This window comes from Limnothrix sp. CMB-01 (assembly GCF_055193175.1).
The window spans coordinates 3,689,303-3,705,284 of sequence record NZ_CM143720.1; the positions used below are offsets into that span (position 1 = coordinate 3,689,303).

Annotated in this window: 17 protein-coding genes; 12 read left to right on the forward strand and 5 right to left on the reverse strand. The window is 54.1% G+C overall.

Annotation, left to right across the window (positions count from 1 at the left end; translation table 11 throughout):
* The first annotated feature begins 199 nt into the window (after positions 1 to 199).
* The 4 genes from ACZA91_RS15170 to ACZA91_RS15185 all read left to right on the forward strand — a co-directional run bounded on the left by ACZA91_RS15170 (position 200) and on the right by ACZA91_RS15185 (position 2,606).
* Positions 200 to 1,294: a potassium channel family protein gene (locus tag ACZA91_RS15170; protein ID WP_370567733.1), complete on the forward strand. Its 1,095-nt coding sequence runs from the start codon at positions 200 to 202 to the stop codon at positions 1,292 to 1,294.
* A gap of 60 nt (positions 1,295 to 1,354) precedes the next feature.
* Positions 1,355 to 2,182 (forward strand): pentapeptide repeat-containing protein, encoded by an 828-nt coding sequence (locus tag ACZA91_RS15175; RefSeq protein ID WP_463183164.1) that lies wholly within the window; start codon positions 1,355 to 1,357, stop codon positions 2,180 to 2,182.
* A gap of 25 nt (positions 2,183 to 2,207) precedes the next feature.
* The gene (petN, locus tag ACZA91_RS15180) at positions 2,208 to 2,297 is read left to right on the forward strand and encodes a cytochrome b6-f complex subunit PetN (RefSeq protein WP_099531567.1); all 90 of its coding nucleotides are present in this window, start codon (positions 2,208 to 2,210) and stop codon (positions 2,295 to 2,297) included.
* Between the two features lie 174 nt (positions 2,298 to 2,471).
* The gene (locus ACZA91_RS15185; protein ID WP_255407478.1) at positions 2,472 to 2,606 is read left to right on the forward strand and encodes a hypothetical protein; all 135 of its coding nucleotides are present in this window, start codon (positions 2,472 to 2,474) and stop codon (positions 2,604 to 2,606) included.
* 302 nt (positions 2,607 to 2,908) lie between these two features.
* Here ACZA91_RS15185 and ACZA91_RS15190 read toward each other — a convergent pair whose 3' ends face one another.
* Complete coding sequence (locus ACZA91_RS15190; RefSeq protein WP_370567064.1) at positions 2,909 to 3,487, reverse strand: M23 family metallopeptidase; 579 nt, start codon at positions 3,485 to 3,487, stop codon at positions 2,909 to 2,911.
* A 1,381-nt stretch (positions 3,488 to 4,868) separates the two neighbouring features.
* Here ACZA91_RS15190 and ACZA91_RS15195 point away from each other — a divergent pair.
* From ACZA91_RS15195 to ACZA91_RS15215, 5 genes are all read left to right on the forward strand, one after another.
* Positions 4,869 to 5,765: an alpha/beta fold hydrolase gene (locus ACZA91_RS15195; RefSeq protein WP_190529893.1), complete on the forward strand. Its 897-nt coding sequence runs from the start codon at positions 4,869 to 4,871 to the stop codon at positions 5,763 to 5,765.
* Between the two features lie 328 nt (positions 5,766 to 6,093).
* Entirely contained in the window at positions 6,094 to 6,564 is a 471-nt protein-coding gene (locus ACZA91_RS15200; protein WP_463183166.1) for a bis(5'-nucleosyl)-tetraphosphatase, read from the forward strand.
* A 105-nt stretch (positions 6,565 to 6,669) separates the two neighbouring features.
* Positions 6,670 to 6,987 carry a hypothetical protein gene (locus tag ACZA91_RS15205; protein WP_463183169.1) on the forward strand — a complete coding sequence of 106 codons (318 nt, stop codon included), beginning with the start codon at positions 6,670 to 6,672 and terminating at the stop codon, positions 6,985 to 6,987.
* A 117-nt stretch (positions 6,988 to 7,104) separates the two neighbouring features.
* Positions 7,105 to 7,680 (forward strand): IS607 family transposase, encoded by a 576-nt coding sequence (locus ACZA91_RS15210; protein WP_463183172.1) that lies wholly within the window; start codon positions 7,105 to 7,107, stop codon positions 7,678 to 7,680.
* Positions 7,664 to 8,761, forward strand: a complete 1,098-nt coding sequence (locus tag ACZA91_RS15215; RefSeq protein ID WP_463186453.1) for an RNA-guided endonuclease InsQ/TnpB family protein — start codon at positions 7,664 to 7,666, stop codon at positions 8,759 to 8,761. The genes ACZA91_RS15210 and ACZA91_RS15215 overlap by 17 nt, the downstream gene beginning before the upstream one ends.
* Positions 8,762 to 8,850: 89 nt before the next feature.
* Here ACZA91_RS15215 and isiD read toward each other — a convergent pair whose 3' ends face one another.
* Together isiD and ACZA91_RS15225 are read right to left on the reverse strand one after the other, a co-directional pair.
* Entirely contained in the window at positions 8,851 to 9,063 is a 213-nt protein-coding gene (gene isiD / locus ACZA91_RS15220) for a protein IsiD (RefSeq protein ID WP_304441447.1), read from the reverse strand.
* A 188-nt stretch (positions 9,064 to 9,251) separates the two neighbouring features.
* On the reverse strand, positions 9,252 to 9,545 hold the full coding sequence (locus ACZA91_RS15225) for a c-type cytochrome (protein WP_463183174.1): 294 nt from the start codon (positions 9,543 to 9,545) through the stop codon (positions 9,252 to 9,254).
* Positions 9,546 to 9,902: 357 nt separating this feature from the next.
* Here ACZA91_RS15225 and petG point away from each other — a divergent pair, with 357 nt between their 5' ends.
* Positions 9,903 to 10,016, forward strand: a complete 114-nt coding sequence (petG, locus tag ACZA91_RS15230) for a cytochrome b6-f complex subunit V (protein WP_099531563.1) — start codon at positions 9,903 to 9,905, stop codon at positions 10,014 to 10,016.
* A 402-nt stretch (positions 10,017 to 10,418) separates the two neighbouring features.
* On the opposite strand, the gene chlP is transcribed toward petG, so the two are convergent.
* Together chlP and ACZA91_RS15240 are read right to left on the reverse strand one after the other, a co-directional pair.
* A complete protein-coding gene (gene chlP, locus ACZA91_RS15235) occupies positions 10,419 to 11,639 on the reverse strand; it encodes a geranylgeranyl reductase (RefSeq protein WP_099531562.1) in 1,221 nt (406 codons plus the stop codon).
* A gap of 939 nt (positions 11,640 to 12,578) precedes the next feature.
* Entirely contained in the window at positions 12,579 to 12,728 is a 150-nt protein-coding gene (locus tag ACZA91_RS15240) for an isochorismate synthase (protein WP_099531561.1), read from the reverse strand.
* 260 nt (positions 12,729 to 12,988) lie between these two features.
* On the opposite strand from ACZA91_RS15240, the gene rsmD reads away from it, so the two are divergent.
* Both rsmD and ACZA91_RS15250 read left to right on the forward strand, forming a co-directional pair.
* Complete coding sequence (rsmD, locus tag ACZA91_RS15245; protein ID WP_463183176.1) at positions 12,989 to 13,570, forward strand: 16S rRNA (guanine(966)-N(2))-methyltransferase RsmD; 582 nt, start codon at positions 12,989 to 12,991, stop codon at positions 13,568 to 13,570.
* Between the two features lie 350 nt (positions 13,571 to 13,920).
* Positions 13,921 to 15,795 carry a potassium channel family protein gene (locus ACZA91_RS15250; RefSeq protein WP_463183178.1) on the forward strand — a complete coding sequence of 625 codons (1,875 nt, stop codon included), beginning with the start codon at positions 13,921 to 13,923 and terminating at the stop codon, positions 15,793 to 15,795.
* Positions 15,796 to 15,982: the final 187 nt, after the last annotated feature.

The window sequence follows — 15,982 nt, forward strand, 5'->3', positions numbered from 1 at the left end:
ACAAGTGGAATTCGCCCTACGATTAGCTGAGCAACCGCCACAGAATGGTCTGAAATTAGTCTGGAAGTAGTCTGAAAATTTCCTGAATTTGAGACTCTTTTCCCTGCGATTGTTAGCCGTTACGATGCACGGGTGCTGATTCTCGATCGCGATCGGGTCGATCGCTCAGCCTCCTCCCCTTTCTCCCCCCTCCTTCCAGGTGTCTGAACGTCGCCGTTTTCGTCCGATCGACCAACGACCGTTCCAAAAAATTTGGATTGGGGCTGCGTTCTTTGCAGTCACCCTCATCATCTCCGTCACGGGCTACATGATCGCCGGTTGGGGGTTCCTTGATGCCTTCTACATGACCATCATCACCGTCTTTGGCGTGGGTTATGGGGAAATTGGCCCCATGACCCCCCATTTGCGGGCCTTCACGATTTTTGTGATCATCGCGGGCACTTCTTCGGCGGTCTACACTGTAGGGGGGGTCTTCCAAGCCCTGGCCGAGGGCGAAATGAATCGGCTACTGGGGGCCAGGCGCATGAGTCGAGATATCGATCGCCTCAAAGATCATGTGATCATCTGCGGGTTGGGCCGCATTGGTCGGCTATTGGCCCGCAAGCTGGTGGAAACGGGCCAACCCTTCGTGGTGATTGACTCCAATCCTGATCGGGTGGAGCGGGGTGTCAATCTGGGCTATTTGGTTTATGAAGGCAACGCCACCGATGAATCGGTTTTGCGAGCGGCGGGCATTGAGCGGGCCAAGGCCCTCGCCACAGTGTTGCCCGATGATGCGGAAAATGTGTTCATTACCCTGACCGCCCGGGGCATGAATCCTCACATGACGATCGTGGCTCGGGGCGAAGCGGCCAGCACCGAAAACAAGCTGAAGCTGGCCGGGGCCGATCGAGTGGTTTTGCCAGCTAATATTGGGGCAGAGCGGATTGCTCAAATTTTGAATCACCCCTCTGCCCTCTATTTTTTGGAAGAAGACAAGGGCCGAGCCACCCTCAGCGAAATGCTGTCGCGGTTGGATGTGAAGCTGGACGAAGTGCCTGTGCGTCCCCAATCCCCCTTGGATGGCCGGACGATCGGGGACGTGGAAGTGCGTGGCCATGGCACGTTCATCGTTGTGGCCCTGCTGCAAAAGGACGGCAACACCATCATTCACCCACCCCAATCGACGCAACTTTATCCGGGCGATACGCTGATCGTGATGGGTCACAGCGACGATATGCCCACCTTCGTGTTTGGTCGGGAATATAGCCGCAACCACAACCGCAACCAACGCTATCGCGGCCTCCCCCGTTAGCGGGCAGCCACCAGTCTTAGACCGAGGTTCAAGGAACGAATGCCTCTAATTTCAGCCCCAATGACCAACGCTGACCCGGATTCGGGGCCCGTGGTCAATCATCGCCGCCCGTTGTTTTGCTGGGTGATCGGGATCGATCGGGCCGGGTGGTTGCGAGTTCGCCCCGCCCAAGTGCTGCGAGGGTTGCTGATGGCGGGGGTGTTGTTGTGGGGTTGGGGGTTAATGGCGTTGCCGGTACGGGCCGAGAGCCTGACGGATTTGCAACGGCTGTTTCGGAACACCGTTTGCCGCCACTGCGATCTCAGCTATGCCAACTTGGCGGGGGTAAACCTCAGCGATGCCTACTTGGGCGACACGGATTTGGTGGGGACTGATTTACAAGGGGCTTTGCTCGATCGGGCCAACTTGACCCGGGCCCGGGCAATTGGGGCCAGCTTTGCCCAGGTGCGTGCTGACCATGCCAACTTCAGCAACGCCGACCTCAGCGGAGCCAACCTCGCCCAGGCCCACCTGAAGGCAGCCCGCCTCAACCGCGCCACAATCGTTAGCGCATCGCTCGAAGGCAGCATCCTGCACCAGGCCGAACTCACCGAAGCGGACTTGCGAGACAGCAACCTCACCCGCGCCAACCTATCCCAAGCCGACTTAACCCGTGCTTCCTTGACCTATGCCCGCTTGAACCAGGCCGACCTACGGGGCAGCATCTTGCGAGGAGCCGACCTGCGCCAAACGGACTTCAGCGGCGCGGACTTAACCGGCGCAGACCTGACGGATACCAATCTGGAAAAGGCGATCCTTTGCGGCACTCGTCTGGCCGATGGCAAAGTGTCGCGCCAAGGCTGTCCCCGATCGCCTGCGGGTGATACCATCAAAGGCGGAAAATTTTGACGCAAACGCATAGGGGACGGACATCATGGATATCATCACCCTCGGTTGGGTTGGCTTGCTGACGGTTTTCACCTTCTCGATTTCGATGGTGATTTGGGGCCGCAACGGCTTCTAAGTTCCCGGGGCTGTGGCCAAGTCTGTTGCCGAAGCTCGATGTTTAAGAATGCATTTCAGGGATCAATAAAGATTGTCGATCGGGTTGATTCATACACCCTCGATCGACAGTTTTGTTTAAGTGGCTTTATCTTGTTTTTTGACCCTTGATTTTTGATTTTTGGTGAGGATTCCCGTGGAAACTTCGGCCTTAACCGTTTTATCGATCGTGGCCATGGGCTTGATGGTGGTGGTTACGGGCGGCATTGTGTACCTAACGGCCGCTGAGTGGCGCGATCGCCGCCGCCAAAAAACTCCTCAAAAGCGCTAGGGACTGCCGTCAAATCGCCTGAAACCCTGATTTCACCGTTGGCAGATCGTGGGGGACAAGGGGCTTAAGCCCCTTGCTGCCTAACGATTTGGCGGCGGTAACAGCCATATAATTTAACCCAGCGAATTGAGGCAGCTACGCTAGTAGGGTGGGCAGTGCCCACCAAATTCAGGTAAACAAATCCAGGAAGGCAAATTCAGGTAAATAGAAGCCTAGAAGCACATTTTTGAGTTTGCACATTCTTGGCTAGGTAGACTCTTTGGGGGCTAGATGAACTCTGGACTAGACTGCAAAATTTTCGGCTAGTTCCTGGCCTGTTGCTGATACATCGCTCGCAACACCAAGGCCGGATCAATCCAATCTTTCCCGTATTTAATACCCCAATGCAGGTGCGGCCCCGTGGTGCGGCCCGTCATGCCCACACGCCCAACCCGCATCCCCGTGGTCACCGTTTGCCCCTGGAAAATACGTAATCCCCCATCGGGATCGCTCAGATAGCGGCGACCTTGCCAGGTGGCCACCCGCCCCATCATGTGACAGTAGGTGTGTTCCCAAGCGCCGGACTGGATCGTGATTGCCGTGCCACACAGCCCACCGTCAGACACTCGGATGACTCGGCCGGCCCACCAACTGCGAATATAGCTACCTTTGGGGGCGGCCAGATCTAGGCCCTTGTGAAACTCCACGCTGCCCCCCCGACGACGGTAGCCAAAGGGCGAGGTATAGGTCTGGAAGTTCTCGACGGGAAATGAACCCTGTTGCCATGAGGTGCGACGGCCCGATCGATCCCATTGATTGCCTTGTCCCGAGTTGCCATAGGGATTGACATAGTTGGGATTGTAGCCCCCGGCATAGTTCCCAACGGAGTTGACCTGGTTAATATTCCTGTTGTAATTGCTGCCGGAATTATTACCATTATTACGAACAGGATTACCGTTGTTGTAACCGTTGCTGTAGCTGTTGTTGTAGTTGCTATAGCTGTTGAAATTGCTGGAGTTAGTTGGGCTATTGGTTGGGGAGTTCCGGTTAGCAGGACGGTTGGCCGCTGGCTGTGCAGAATTGAATCGATTGTCTGAAGAATTTTGGTAATTGGTGTAGCTATTACTGTTCTGATAGCTGCTGTAATAGCTAGTCGCGTTGGCGCTTTGGCGTTGAACCTGGGCAGTATAGTTCGTCACGTTCAAGGGCTGAACAGGGCGCATCTGCGGCTGCCAGTTTGGGTCGGCTTGGCCACGAACGATCGCTGCCGACTCAGCAATCTGTCGCCGAGAATCCTCGATGATTTCGGCAGGGGGCGCGCTGGGAGGCGCGTCAAGGCTGGTGGTGGCGGTGTGCTGGGGGCGCTGCCACCAAGGGGCGATCGCCTCTGCTGACAACAGCCCCACTCCAAATAACCCCGCGATCGCCGCCAATTGCCAGTGGGCGCGAGCGAGGGCCCGGGGCGATCGGGCCTTGCGCACCAAAGCCTCGCCAGTCAGGGGCAGGGAAGGAGGCTTGGAAAGTGAGAAGCCGTGGTTCGATCGAGCTGGGGGCAAAGCAGGACGGTGCAAGGTGCGTGGCGGCATGGGCGGTGGAGCGTTAGCGCCCGTCAACGTGACATAACGTCACCGACTCTACAAAAAAAAATTCGCTCCGTCCACTCCTGACCAGCAAGCTAGCCCCAGAATGACGAACGCTGAATCCTAGGAAGTTGCCGATCGTTCAGCCCCCCCAAGAAACGCAAGCATTTTGTTCTAAAAGGTTAGCCTAGGTGCAGACTAGAGAAGAAAATGTGCTTTTTTATCCACAAAGCTTCGTTCAAGCTTCGTTGCAGCTCCATGGAAAACACTGGGGCAACCTCTACATCTTTTCTGCAATCATGGGGCCATGGTTCTGCGAAAGAGGCTGAGCCATTAACCTTTTAAGAATCCAGCAAAAAAACACAAATGCCTTGGAGATTAATCGATCTCAAGGGAAATTTCTGAGATAGAAGGTCTTTAGATAGAATGAACCCAGGGTGGATTTTAGAACAATCAGGAATGGTGGGTCAGCCCTTGGGTATTGTCTGGAAAAGAGTCTTGGGGGAATCGCTCAAGACTAGGCACAGAATTAAGTGCTTAAGGCTGGGCGCTCAAGACTAAGTGCTCAAGACTAAATGCTTAAGACTAAGTGCTCAAGACCCAAGACCCATGATTGGACTGAGGTGATGCTGAGCTGAGGTGACGCTGAAGTGATCGAGTTCCTTGTCAAGTTGCACTACAAGCTATTACAGCGGGTCTGATTATGAATGACCAACAACAGTTGGGGTTACCTGGCCGATCGAATCAATTTCTGACCTATTGGCAATGGGGAAATCTGAGCGATCGACCGCTACTGCTGTTGCACGGGCTGGGCGATTGTGCGGCGGTTTGGGAAGGAGCAGCCCAAGAGCTGGCCAAAAAAGGCTATGGCGTGGTTGCGCCGGATTTGCCCGGCCATGGGAACAGCAGCAAGGGCGATCGCCCCTACACCACTGAAGCAATCGTCGAAGACTTGGAAGCCCTTTGTAATCACCTGGGCTGGTCTCGGGTGACGGTAGTTGGCCACTCTTGGATGGGCAAAGTTGCCACCCGTTGGATGCAGGATCTGCCCCAGCGATTTCAGCAGGCAGTCATTGTTGATCCATTTTTTATTGGCAAAATGCCTGATTGGTTGCGTTTAAGCTTCCCAATTTTGTATCGAACCCTACCATTTTTGAAGCTAACGGGCCCGTTTCCGGATCAAACTTCAGCGGAAGACTGTGCTCGGCAACTCAAGCAATATCGTGAGTGGAATCCTTGGCAAGCGGCGGCCTTTGCGGCAAATCTGGAACAGAAAGATGATGGTACTTGGGGTAGCAAACTAGATTTGCTGGCGCGCGATCGCGTGTTTGAAGATGTGCTTGGAATTGCGGGCTTCCAAAAGTCAGTTTCCTTGCCCACGTTGTTGATTTTGCCGGAACAGGGCTTGAATCAATTTGCTTGGCAAACTCGCGATTTCCATCAGTTCTGCGAGCGGCTGACGGTGCAAACGGTTCCCGGCAATCACTGGCCCTTTCTGAATGACCCGATCGGGTTTGCAGAAACGATTGATCGATGGCTCATTGCGCCCGCCCAAGAACGCCATAATTTTGGTCAAGTGGCACAATTTGATGTGGTCTGAACGCTGGGTATGAACGCTGGGTATGAGGGCTGGATTACTCTGTGCAACTATCCTGAGCGAGGCTCAACAACCAACCGGAGATTCACCGAACAGCGGTGCTGAGGGACGGAACTGCTGTTGAGAGCATGTTTTTGGTTAAGCTGTTTGTTGAGATCGTGCTATTGAGATCGCGTTGTTGAGATCGCGTTGTTGAGATCGTGCTTAGACGGCAAGTGGTTTGGATCGCGATCGCGTGATTGGGGGCAATTGGAACCCAAGCGATTCAGACCCACGTGATTCAGACCCGGATAATTTTTTTAGATTGGCACTCGCCCAAGGAGATGTTCCCGTGCCGACGGATGCCCAGCCTGTGACCGAAGAAGCCTTTGGAATTGTGCCGATTTATTTGCCCCAGTCGGGCGATCGAGCAGAGGTTTTGTTTTTGCTCGTGCAGCACCGGGCAGGACATTGGGCGTTTCCCAAGGGCCATGCGGAGCCGGGCGAAAGTGCCCTTGAAACAGCGCTTCGGGAATTTACCGAAGAAACCGGCATTCAACATTGCACTCCCGTCACCGATGTGCAGTTTGTGGAAACCTACTGCCGACAGAATAAACTGGTGCAAAAAACGGTGACTTATTTTCCTGCTTGGGTTTTGGATCGGGAAACCAACCTGCAACCGGAGGAAATCCAAGACAGTGCTTGGTTGACAGCAGAAGAAGCCCGATCGCGCATTACGTTCCCGGCTAATCGGGGGGTTCTTGAATCGGCGCTGGAATGGCTGCAAGCCCTGGCAACTTTGCCTATTCAAACCGAAGAGTAACGCAGCTCCGTTGCGCTAATTCCCATTCATGCAACTCCAATTAGCGCCAACCCCCATTAGCCCCGTATTTCTTGCCCCGTATTTCTTGCCCAAGCCCCTTCGCCCATGCTGCTCGATCGCCCCGTATTGTTTACCCTTCTGGTTGTCGCGACGCTAACCATTGGCGTGGGGGCGATCGGGCTATTCATTGGTGCCATAGCAAGGCTCTTGGGTCGGCGTTGCCTGCGCAAAAGCCTCGTTGCGGCCTATGGCAGCGCCTTGGCGGGTGGAGCCTTGGGATCCCTGGCTTCTTTGGCGGTGACTTTCCCGGTCTCTTTGTTGACCCTGGGCATGGCGGGCGCTTTCGCGGCCACCCCGATCGGCACACTCATCGTTCTCTATGTGACGGGCAAGCGCCGTCCTCGCCGCCGCGCTTCCACCTGAGCACCTGAGCATTCAGCGGGCCCAAAAACCCGCCCCCAACTCCTTTAGTGATTGGCTGGCGGTTGATCAACAGTAATTGATTTACTAACATTCGCTAACATATGCCAATATTTAGGCATGGCATACATTCCTCTCAGAAAAGCGGTCGAATTTCTGGGATTGCATCCAAATACGCTAAGGAAGTACGCAGATGAAGGGAAGATCGAGTCCATCCGAAACGAGGCGGGCCAGCGACTCTACAACGTCGAGTCATATGGACGCAAGGCAACTCGATCTATCGTCGTTTGCTATTGCCGCGTCAGTTCTGCCAAGCAACGAGACGATCTCGCAAGACAAATCCAGTTCATGCGAGATCGCTACCCCGATGCCGAAATCATCCAAGACATCGGATCAGGTCTCAACTTCAAGCGAAAAGGACTGCAATCCCTACTGGTCAGACTCATGCGCGGCGATCAGCTCCAAATTGTGGTTGCCTGCCGCGATCGACTCTGCCGATTCGGATTCGAGTTGTTCGAGTTCATGGTTCAACAAAACGGTGGCGAACTCATGGTTCTCGACCCATCTGTTCACTGCCCAGAATCCGAACTCACAGCGGATCTGCTCGCCATCCTTCACCTCTTCTCTCGTCGAATGCCCGGACTCAGAAGCTACCGCAAGGCGATCCAGGAAGATCCGAATCTTCCTAAGCCCTGATCAAAAAGCACTCCTGAAACAATGGTTTGGCGTTTCGAGATACGTCTACAACGCCACAATCAAGCATCTTCAGGAGCCGGGAACCAAAGCCAATTGGATGGCAGTTGCACCCATCATCTTGGGTGCGCTTCCTGAATGGGCTAAGTCAGTTCCCTACCAGATCAAAAAGATTGCGGTCAAAGATGCTTGCACTGCCGTTCGAGAAGCTAAAAAGGGCTTCAAGACAGATGGGCAAATTCGAAAGTGCCGTTTCCGCAGTCGAAAAGATCGACAGCAAACGATCTACATCCCCAAATCAGCCATCAGTGAAAACGGTGTCTATCACACTATCTTAGGGAAAGCGACCCTGAAAGAATCAATTCCTGATGGCTTCAGCGATGGTCGGTTAACACTTGCCTATGGTGAGTATTACCTGATCACCTCAACAGAAGTGCAACCCATTCAGTCCGAAAACCAAGGGCGAGTGGTTGCCTTAGATCCCGGTGTTCGCACATTCATGACCTTCTTTGCTGAATCCTCCTACGGATGGATTGGCAATGACTCGAACTTGCTGATTCAAAAGCTGTGCTTCAAGCTGGATCGCCTGATTTCCAAAATTACCAAGGCTAAATCAGCTCAAAAGCGTCGCCTTAAGAAAGCCGCCGATCGCCTGCGCTCCAAGGTGCAACATCTGGTGAAAGAACTTCACCACAAAACCGCACGGTTCCTGACTGAAAACTTTGATGTGATTTTGCTGCCCAGCTTTGAATCTTCTCAAATGGTGAGCAAATCACGTCGAAAAATTAAGTCGAAAACCGTGCGGCAAATGTTGACCCTATCGCATTACCAGTTCAAGAGACATTTAGAGTGGAAAGCTTGGGAGTTGGGCAAGATTGCCTTGACCAACATCAATGAAGCCTACACCTCTAAAACCGTTTCGTGGACAGGTGAAATCGTTAAGATTGGCGGCTCTCGGGTCATCAAATCGAAGGTTGATGGGCGGTCAATGAATCGGGATCTCAATGGTGCTCGTGGGATTTTCCTACGGGCATTGGTTGATACGCCTTGGTTGAGAGACCATCTCAACTTATGCATTTGTTAGCATCCGTTAGCAAAAAAGTATCGGTAGTGATTGGCTGGCGATTTGCTTGACCCTTGCCACTGCGAGCCGCCCACGGGACTCGGCAAAGCTCAAGACTCGTCGTAGGCCTCCAAATCCAGTAAGTAGATGTAAGGCTCAACTAGCTCTGGCCGCTGAAAGGCGATCGCCCGCAGCAAGTGCCAGTCTCGCAACCCCTCAAAGGGCGTGGCATAATCATCCCGCTCCAGCCGGAGCGCCAACTCGGCCACATCTTGCTCAGTCATTTGGGCAACGGCCGGTTGTGAAATATGCAGTACTTCCACGGTTAAACCTCCTCCAAGCCCTAGACTGATCTTAAGCCGGATGAACCACCAAACAATCGATTTCCCTTGTTTTGGTACGTTAGTTCATGAAAGCGGCCATCGTTCGCCCAAAAGTTAAACCGAAAGTTAAGCCACCAACTAAGCCACCAACTAAGCCACTAGCTAAACCAAACGCCAAACAATGACTGCTAGAGGGTTTCTAGGTAGCGCAGTAGGTCGGCCATGTCCTGGGGAGCGGGCTGAAATTGCGGCATGGGGGGCGTTTTGCCGCTAATCACCTGTTCAATCAGGGCGACTTCTGATTTTCGGCTGGCCACATCAAGCAAGCTGGGGCCCACATGACCCGCGCCATCAGCCCCATGACAAACGGCGCAGTTCATGGAAAAAATTGCTGCTCCCCGATCGCGATCGCCCTGCAAAGCTAAGACACTTTCCGCGTAGGGATCCATGGGCTGAAACCACTGGCGCAGGGGCCAGACCATCAGCAAAACGGACAGGACAAGGAGTATCGCGATCGCAAGGGTACGACGCGCCCAAGGTTGGACTGGGGACTGATTAACTGGCGTTTCCAAGGCGATCGCGTTGCTGAGGAACCGACATGAAAGTTTTCATTTAATAACATAGCTCAAAGGTTGCCCCCGGGCCGCCGAAGTTCCCCCCCTACTCGCCCACTCAGGACAGAATCAGTTTTCGGGCTGAGAAGCCGGTAAAATCGGAGGGCGCGTTGCCCGATCGGGAACAGCCACCGCACCAGATCCGCAGTCTTCACTGCTGGAATCTGACTAAGTGCTTTAAAAATGACTTAATATTTTAGACGATTTAGGGAAGGAGAATCCGCCGTGATCGAACCTCGCTTGCTCGGTATTGTCTTGGGTCTGATTTTGGTGACGCTGAGTGGCCTGTTTTTCGCAGCCTATCAGCAATATCGTCGCGGCAATCAGTTCGATCTGTAGGTTGATTTGGCCCCGATCGACCCGCTCGATCGTCCCATTCAATTTGAACCTGTGTTTGGCATTCGTGCATCCTTGCGATCGCAATTCCAAACTTAATTCAATCGCTGTATTCACAACAGCAATGCAGTGGAGGCCTGTTTTAAGCAGGTCTCCACACTTTTTTGATCATGAATTACAGCCTTTACCCAAAACACTTGGTGCGACATATCGTAGATGCCATGGAGCAATGATGAGGTAGGCAATGCCCACTACGGCCTTTGATTATGACTACTTCCTCATGATCACAATTATTTGTCCATTCATTTGCTCATTCAAAATATTTGCTCATTAAAAAGCGCCCAGCCCAAAGGCCGAGCGCTGATGAATCTTCAGTCCAATCCGGCTTCGTCTCAGGAAGCTGGACTAGGGAGCTAGGGCACTACCCCGCAGCAAACTCCCGATCGTCTTCGCCGTAATCTTCAGTTGAGTCAGCGGATTGGCAGGCACAACCGTCTTGTACAAATAGCTGTCAAAGGTCAGCTTTTGCACATCGATGTCTTCGCACATTTCCACAAAGGCTTCGCGCGTCGCATCGGAACGGTAAAACACCCGTTGCAGCAGATCCAGCACCAAATAGGTTGCACCATACTGCCTATCCCAACGCTTCAGATACTGCTTCAGATCTGCTTCATTGGGAACGCGCTGGCCCTTGTTGGAAAATTCCACAATGGTTTCTGCACACATCCGAGCCGACTTGGCCGCGAAGTAAATCCCTTCGCCAGAAGACTTGGTGACCGTACCGGCCGCATCACCCACCAGGGCCACACGACCCACCACCCGACGAGGGCGGGGATGTTCCGGAATCGGGTGTGCTTCAACCTTGATGATTTGCCCACCTTCGAGGCGCTTGGCTGCCCGGGCCCGAATGCCCGCTTGCAGTTCCTTGATCCGGGCTTGGTTCACGCGCATTGTGCCCGTGCCCACTGCCACGTGGTCATATTTGGGGAACACCCAGGCGTAAAAGTCGGGGGAAACATCGTCACCGACGTACATTTCCGCCAAGTCCTGGTAGTAATCCATCTTGTCTTCGGGCAGACGGATTCGCTCTTGGAAGGCGATCGCGTAGTTGTAGTCCCCCGCGTCGATCGCCTTGGCAATCCGGGAGTTAGCCCCATCAGCCCCAATCACCAAATCCACTTGCAGGGTCTTGGCCACGCCCGCCACCGAACCATCGGAGTGGTCAGCATAGTGCAGGGTGTAGGGAGCCTTGTCACTGCTGGGAATTTCCAGCTTGTGTACCGTGCCGTTAATCAGGTTCGCCCCCAGCTTCACCGCCCGATCGCGCATGAACCCGTCCAGGACTTCCCGGCGGCACATACCGATATATTCATCAGGCTTGAGGGTTGAACCGATGTTCACCTCAATATTGGACGGTGAGATCATCTTCATCTTCCGCACGCGGCGATCGATGATCTCCGGAGGAAGTTCAAACTCACCAACCATGCATAGGGGAATTGCGCCGCCGCAGGGCTTGGCGTTGTCCAGCTTGCGCTCGAACAGATAGGTCTCAATTCCAGCTTTAGCGAGCGTTTCTGCGGCTGAGGAACCGGCCGGCCCGCCGCCAACAACAGCAACCCGTAACACGAACAGCTTCTCCTAATTACGCGTGTGGCTGAGGCTTCGACATCACCCTCGTCCTGATGAAATTTCGATCGCGCCTTAGATCCAACCGCATTGGCCAATGGCTCACAGAGGGGTCTAATTCAGAACTCAAAATTCAATCAAGGCGAGGAGCTTTGAGAAGGCTTGCGATTTTGTTCTGGACTCCAAAGCCACGCGATTAACGTGGGTTACTGCCGCCGTTGGGTTTTTCCCGTCCACTGAACGGATTAACCCGTCTCTGTTCAATAACCGTTGGATCACCCATCGATTATTAATTGGATCATTCACCGAGCTGCCCACAGATAGGCAGAGGCGAAAGGGGGCAATAAACCGCAAAAACCGCTCTGGCCGCCCAAAGATTGGATGTCATCCTATCACGGGGGTTTCCTGTGGCTGGGCGTGCCCCAAGCTTCTATAACGAGAATGCAACAGAGTTTAACGATCTGATACCCCCCGTTCACCAACCTTGAGATCCACAGGCTGAGTTTTCGGGCCATCAAGCTTCGGGCATGGGGCAACGGGCCGGGGGTTAGGGCGATGGTTGACTGGGGGCCCGCCAAGAGACCTAAGGGCATGGGCAAAAATCAGCTAAAAACAAGCATAAATAGCCGTAAATAGGTGCAAATAAACACAAATAAGCACAAAAAGATAAAAAGCGACAAAAAAGAAATCGAGAAACTGGACGCTTCTCGATCGCTTAGTTTGATATTCATCAACCGGGTTCAGCAGTCGATCGCCCATGAATCAGCCACATGAATTAGCCAATTAATGGCGGAGAATTGCCACTGAACCCATTAAGAACCTCATTCCTAGAGGAGTCCCAATACCCCTAAATATTCAGTCACGACGAGGAGAAAAACCAACGAGCGCTAGGCAGGTGATCAAACACTTAACTTAACCCTTGGGGATCAGCTCTCTGGGCTATTCAGTCCAATTGGAGCCGAGATAGGGTTCATCTTCAAAAGGCTGCACGCCAACTGCGGGATAGTCGTCGTGGTCGGGCGCGAAAATTTCACCAAAGCCTTCCAAGACGTATTGCATTGAGGATGAGAGCGAAGTCCAGAATTGCATAACCTAACCTCCGGCTCCATCAATTAAGAGGGAATGAAATGGCTTACCTTCAGCATAGGGAAGTTTCCTGAGAGCTGGGATCGCTCCGTGATAAATCGATGAATTTCGATGAATTTCTCAATGCTTTGTGTGCTAATTTTGCGCAGGAACTTCCTGGAAATTGAGAATTTCAAACAATTCTTGGCAATTTGCCAGCTTTGCAAGTCCCCTCAGTGACTGCTCAGATGTTCCTTCAGAATTCGCTGTCGTTAACCTGTTCTATGGCCATTCGGATTTACGGTAACCGATCGCTGAAAACGCTACCTGGCCAAACAACTCGGCCGACTGTTTCGCGGGTGCGGGAGGCGTTGTTTCAAATTTGGCAAGGAGCGATCGGGGGTTGTCGTTGGCTGGACATTTGCGCCGGATCCGGATCCATGGGCGCGGAGGCCCTGGCGCGGGGGGCGGCTTTGGTGGTGGGGGTGGAACAGTTGCCCCAAGCCTGCGGAGTGATTCGAGACAATTGGCAACGCATTGCCCGATCGCCCCAACGGTTTGAAATTGTGCGGGGAGATGCGCCACGGGTCTTGGCTCGGTTGCGGGGCCAACGGTTCGATCGCATCTATTTCGATCCGCCCTATGCCGGTGATCTGTATGAATCGGTTTTGCAGGTTGTGGCTGAGGCGCAATTGTTGGCGGAGGCGGGTGAATGTGCCGTTGAGTTTAATCCTCGACAGTGGCAGCCGCCGCTTCAGGTGGGCCAGCTCCGGTGCGATCGGGTCAAGACCTATGGCAACTGTGCCCTGGCTTTTTATGGCTGGTCTGAAGCGATTGCGATCGAGGAGACCCAAAACCTTGGCTGAAATGACTTTGTGAAATGACTTTGGCTGATGGTGTTTGTTCCAAAACTTGCGTGGTTGTCCTGTTGAGATCCGACGGTGTGGGCGTTGATCATTGGCTTCAACTTAATACCGAAAAAATCCGGGTAGGGGCGTACGGCCGTACGCCCCTACAGGGTTGACTTTGGTGTAGCCCCGCTGGGGTCGGTCTTTTTGGATCGATTTTGTACAGAAACGATGACTCAATCGCTTCCAACCAGTCCCGCAGGCCGCAACAGGTAGTCTGGCACACAGCAACGGCGGCAACGGCTGCACCATACTCGATGGTTGGAAACCCAGCGTGTGAAGCGATCGCCGCTGTCTGTCCGGGGGCCATGAAACCGCGAATTATCATTTGTGGCTTGGGGCGCACGGGTTACAAGGTTTTTAATTTGTTGCACCAGCAGGGGGCGGCGGTCACGGGCATTAGCGATCGCCCTTTGCCGGGAGTGAACAATGCGCAGGTGGTGGTGGGGGATCCCACTTCGGCGGCGGTGTTGCTGTCGGCGGGGGTTGCTACGGCCCAAACCCTGGTGTTGGTGGGCGATCGGGACTCGCAAAATTTAGCGATCTTGATGCAGGCGCGGTTGTTAAACCCAAATTTGCGGGTGGTGCATCGCCTCTATAACGCTCAGTTGGGCGATCGCCTGGATTCCACCTTGGCGGATCACAATAGTTTGAGCGTGTCGGCCTTGGCGGCTCCGGCGTTTGTGTTTGCGGCCTTGGGCAGTCGGGCGATCGGGCAAGTGCGACTGTTTGATCGCCTTTGGCCGATGCGGGAAGAGGCGATCGATTTTGGCCATCCCTGGTTGGGGCGACGGCTTTCGGAACTGTGGGACGATCGGGATCGGATGCTGATCGACTATTTGCCAGTTACGCCAGTCGATCGAGTGAGCCATCGTTACGAAGCAGAAGACCCACACCGAGAGGGCCATCGCGAGGGCCATCGCGAGGCCGCACGCGATTTTCCCCGGGATCTCCAGGGTTATCCCGATGAGCCACGAGGCGATGTGCGCTTTGCCGATCGCCCCAACTTGGTGGCCGCCCTCAGCCTGGCCCGGGAACTGCAAGTGGGCGATCGGCTGATTGTGGCCACGCGCCCCACGCGCCGACCGTCCCAACTGAAACGTCGCCAACGGCTACAAAGTTTTCTTGATGGTTTGGGGCGCTTGGGTCACCAAGGCCGCCCGGCAGCGATCGCCTTTGTGGTGTTGTTGCTGGCGATTGTGGTGTCCACCATTCTCTATGACGTGGCTGCCAACACCCATCTATCGCTGATTGAAGCGTTCTATTTTGCCGTGGGCACAATTACCGGGGCCGGCGGCAAGGAAGATATGCTCGATCGGGCCCCCGATGCCCTCAAAATCTACACCGCTCTGTTGATGTTGGTGGGCGCTGGCATTGTCGGGATTTGCTACGCCCTGCTGAACGATTACATCTTGGGAACTCGGTTTCAGCAGGTTTTGGAGGTGGTGCGGCTGCCCAAACGCGGCCACTTCATTGTGGCCGGGTTGGGAGGTTTGGGCCTCAAAACCGCCCGGGAACTGCGGGCCCAAGGTTGCGAAGTGGTGGTGATTGAACAAGATCCCCATAATCGATTTTTGGCCACCGCCCGATCGCTGCAAATCCCCGTGGTGATTGGGGATGCCACCCTGCCAGAAACCTTAGTTGCCGTTGGGGTTGAGCGTGCTGAAGCGCTCCTAACCACAACTCAAGATGAATTGGCTAACCTGGAGATTGGGCTAAATGCCCGCACCATCGCCCCACGGCTGGCAATTGTGTTGCGCAATCAGGATCCCCAATCAGCCATGATGATGCAGCAGGTTTTTGAATTTGAAACGGTGCTCAGTCCCGTGGAGCTTGCTGCGCCGGCCTTTGCGGCGGCCGCCTTGGGAGGGCGGATCTTGGGCAGCGGGGTCACGGGCGATCGGCTATGGGTGGCCCTCGGAACCCTGATTACTCCGCTCCATCCCCTTTGCGGTCTGGATGTGGAAACTGCGGCCATTCACCTCGACTTTGTGCCGCTATACCTGGAGCGCCCCGACCACGCCACCATCCACGGCTGGGAACTGCTGCGAACCGTTTTGGGGGCCCACGATGTTCTGTATCTTTCCATTCCCGCCTGTTACCTCGATCGGTTATGGCGTTTGGCGAGCGATCGAATTCTGAATCAACATCACGACAAGCAATTTCGACGGATCGATCGCTAAAACTCCCCCTTGTGCCACCGCCCAAAAACAGCGCGATCGCTGCATTTTGTATAGTTTTCATGAAGTTCCCCTGATTTTCATTGCCACCACTGATGGCGATGAAATCGTGTCTGCAACCCAACTTGATCCATAGCCCGTTACAGGGGCCTAATAACTGCGGTATGATCGGGAGCATCAGATAATTAAG